Source organism: Parafrankia discariae (assembly GCF_000373365.1).
In the GTDB taxonomy this organism is placed as follows: Bacteria; Actinomycetota; Actinomycetes; order Frankiales; family Frankiaceae; genus Parafrankia; species Parafrankia discariae.
In genome coordinates this window covers 1-4054 of sequence record NZ_KB891150.1, presented here as the reverse complement: position 1 = coordinate 4054, position 4054 = coordinate 1, and the positions used below count along the sequence as shown (strand labels likewise).

General features: G+C 76.3%; 1 protein-coding gene. It reads left to right on the top strand.

The features are described 5' to 3' along the window. Positions 1–14 precede the first annotated feature (14 nt). Positions 15–4054, top strand: a 4040-nt coding sequence (locus B056_RS42555) for a type I polyketide synthase (protein ID WP_154676915.1), incomplete at its 3' end; no start/stop codon positions are given.

Sequence of the window (4054 nt, the reverse complement as noted above, 5' to 3'; positions counted from 1 at the left end):
TGGAGGAGCGGGGGGTGTCGGATGGTGTGGTGGTGGGGTCGTTGCGTCGGGGTGAGGGGGGTGTGGGGCGGGTTCTGCGGTCGGCGGCGGAGTTGTTCGTGCGGGGTGTGGGGGTGGACTGGTCCGGGGCGTTCACCGGCGCCGGTGTGGGTGTGGGGCCGGATCTGCCGACCTATCCCTTCCAACACGAGCGCTACTGGCTGGACGCGGACCCCTCCGGCGCGCCCGGCCCCGTCGACGTCTCCTCGGCCGGGCTTGACCCGGTCGACCATCCGCTGCTCGGCGCCGGCGTCACCGTCGCCGGCGAGCCGCTCCCGGCGACGTCCACCGACTCACTCGCGGCCGATCTCACGGTCGATCTCACGGCCGGCGGCCCCGACGGCGGTGGTCGCCTGCTCTACACCGGTCGGCTGACGACAGATCGTCACCCGTGGCTGGGCGACCATCGTGTCGGCGGTGCCGTGGTGCTGCCCGGCACGGCGCTGCTCGACGTCCTGGCCTGGATCGGAGACCGGGTGGGGCTGCCCGTCCTGGCCGAACTGACGATCTCCGCGCCGATCCTGGTCGACGAGCCCGTCGCCAGCGAGCCCGCCAGCGAGCCCGCCGCCGAGCCCGCCGCCCCGGGCGCCGCGGCGGCGACCACGGCCTTCGGGACGGACATCCAGATCGTCGTCGGTCCGCCGGACGGCGGGCGGTCGCGTCCCGTCACGGTCCACTCCCGGACCGGCCCGGACGAGGCCTGGACCGAGAACGCCCGCGGAACCCTCGGCGAGCCGGCCGGCACCGCGGCCGACGACCCGCTCGACCCGACGCACCCGACCGACGTGACCGGTCCTGCCGGTCCTGCCGGCTGGGCGACCTCATGGCCCCCGGCCGCCGCCACTCCTGTCGACCTCGACGGGTGCTACGAACGACTCCCGGTCGACTACGGGCCGGCCTTCCGCGCGCTGCGCGCGGCGTGGGTGGCCGACGGCACCGTCTACGCCGAGGTGAGGCTTCCGGACGCGGCCCTGGCCTCCGCCGCGGGCGCGTCGCCCGCCTCCCGGTGGCTGCGCCTGGACAACGCCGAGCTCCCGGACGGATACGGGCTGCACCCGGTGCTGCTGGACGCGGCGCTGCATCCGCTGGCCGCCGCCGGCTTCTTCCCCGATCCGGACCAGCCCCGGCTGGCCTTTGCCTGGTCGGGGGTTCGGCTGTGGGCGACCGGGGCCCGCTCGCTGCGGGTGCGGATCGCTCCCGCCGGGCCCGACACGATGACGATCAGCGCGGTCGACGACGAGGGCGCCGCGGTGATCGACGTCGAGACGCTGGTGGTCCGGCCGGTCGACCCGGACCGGCTGGCGGCCGGGCGCGGCGCCGCGCGGCGTCCGCACGCGCTGTTCGAGGTGCGGTGGGAGCCGATCGGGGCCGTCGAGGTGCGCGGCTCGGACTGGGCCTTCCACCCCGACTCCGCCGTTGCGGCCGGCGACGTCGTTCCCGGCGACAACGCCGCGTCCGTAGCCGTAGCCGAGCCGACGGTCCGTCCCCCGTTGGTGGTCTTCGTTCCCGACGGTGTCGACGACGCGGCCGGTGCCGGTGCCATGCGGGACGTCCCCGGCGCGGTGCGGGCCGCCGGGCTGCGGACACTGCGCGTTCTCCAGGACTGGCTGGCCGACCCGGACAGCGCGTCGTCCCGCCTGGTGGTCGTCACCCGGGAGGGTGAGCTGGCCCACGGGTCCGTGCGCGGGCTGGTCCGGGCCGCGCAGGCGGAGCACCCGGAGCGGTTCGGCCTGATCGACCTGGACGGCGCCCACCAACCGCCGTCGGCACCGGCCGCGGCCGGTGCCGACGGCGGTTGGTGGGCGGAGGCGATCGCGGCCGGTCTGGGCGCGCCCGCCGACGAACCCTGGGTCGCTGTCCGGCCGGCGGGGTCGGGCGGGACCGAGGTGTCGGTCGCGCGGCTGCGGCGCGCGCGGCGGGCTCCCATGCCGCCGCGGTCACCGCTCGAGGGCGGCACCGTCCTCGTCACGGGCGCCACCGGCGGCCTCGGCCGGCTGGTCGCCGGCCATCTCGCCCGGGTCCACCGGGTGCGGGAGCTGGTCCTCGTCGCCCGCTCCGGGATCGGCGAGGAGCAGGCCGCCGAGCTGAGCGCGGCGGGTGTCACCGTGCGTGCCGTCGCCGCCGACGTCGCCGACCGCTCGGCGCTGGCCGAGATCGTCGCGTCGGTCGCCGACCGGCTAACCGCGGTGGTGCACGTCGCGGGCATCGTCGACGACGGTGTGATCGAGGCTCTCGACGAGCCGCGCTGGCACGCCGTCCTGCGGACCAAGGCGGACGCCGCCTGGCACCTGCACGAGCTGACCGCCGGACTCGACCTCGCCGCGTTCGTCCTGTACTCGTCGGCAGCCTCGGTCTTCGGCGGCGCGGGCCAGGGCAACTACGCGGCCGGCAACGCCTTCCTCGACACGCTCGCCCGGCACCGGCGGGCAGCCGGGCTGCCCGCGGTGTCGCTGGCGTGGGGACTGTGGCAGGAGGCCGCCGGAATGGGCGGCCGGCTCAGCGCGACCGACCTGGCCCGCATGACGCGGGACGGAACCAGGGCGCTGACGGCGGCCGAAGGCCTGGACCTGTTCGACGCCGCCCTGGTGGACGACCGGCCGGAGCTGGTCCCCGTCCTGCTCGACCTGGGCGCGCTGCGGCGGCGCGACGCCCCGCCGGCCCTGCTGCGCGGACTCGTGCGGCCCCTGGCCCGCCGCGTGGCCGGGCCCGCGGAGGCGGTGGCCGGGGACCGGTCCGCTCTGCGTGACCGGCTCGCCGCGGCCTCGCCCGACCTGCGGGGCGAGATTCTGCTGGATCTGGTCCAGACGACCGCGGCGGTGGTCCTCGGCCACACCGACGCGGGTGTGATCGAGCCGGGCCGGGCTTTCCGGGACCTCGGCTTCGACTCGCTGACCAGCGTGGAGCTGCGCAACAGCCTGATCACCGCGGCCGGGGTGCGGCTGGCGGCGACGGTGGTGTTCAACCATCCCACGCCCCGCTCGCTCGCCGAGCACCTCGCCGCGCGGCTCGCCCCGGATCTGCCGGACGGGCCCGACGGGCCGACGCGGGCCGGTGCCGCCGTGCCGGGCAGCGCCGCCCACGGGAGCGCGTGGAGTGGCCGGGACCCGGGCCGCGACGACCCGGTCGTGATCGTCGCCATGGCCTGCCGGTTCCCGGGCGACATCGCCTCGCCGTCCGACCTGTGGCGGGTCGTCAGCGACGGGGTGGATGTCGTCGGTCCCCTGCCCGCGGATCGCGGCTGGAACCTGGCGGAGCTCTACGACCCGGACCCGGACCGCTCGGGACGGACCTACGTGCGTGCCGGCGGTTTCCTGACCGATGTGCCGGGCTTCGACGCCGCCCTGTTCGGGATCTCACCGCGGGAGGCGCTGGCGATGGACCCGCAGCAGCGGCTGCTGCTGGAGACGTCCTGGGAGGCGCTGGAGCGGGCGGGCCTGGACCCGACGTCGCTCGCCGGCACGTCGACCGGCGTGTACGTGGGCACGCACGGCCAGGACTACGCGGCCGAGGTGTCGGGTGAAGGGGCCGACGAGGGCTACCTCGTGATCGGCCGGGCCGCGAGCGTGCTCTCCGGCCGGGTGTCCTACGCGTTCGGCTTCGAGGGGCCGGCGTTGACCGTGGACACGGCGTGCTCGTCCTCGCTCGTCGCCCTGCACACCGCGGCCGCCGCCCTGCGGTCCGGCGAGATCGGCCTGGCCCTGGTCGCGGGGGTGTCGATCATGTCGAGCCCGGAGGGCCTGCTCGGTTTCTCCCGGCAGCGCGGTCTTGCCGCGGACGGCCGGTGCAAGGCCTACGCGGACGCCGCGGACGGCTTCGGGATGGCCGAGGGCGTGGGCGTCCTGCTGCTGGAGCGGTTGTCGGACGCGCGCCGCGCCGGCCGCCGGGTGTTGGCGGTGGTGCGTGGTTCGGCGGTGAATCAGGATGGTGCGTCGAACGGGTTGACGGCGCCGAGTGGGCGCTCGCAGGAGCGGGTGATTCGGGCGGCGTTGGCGGATGCGGGGTTGTCGACGGCGGA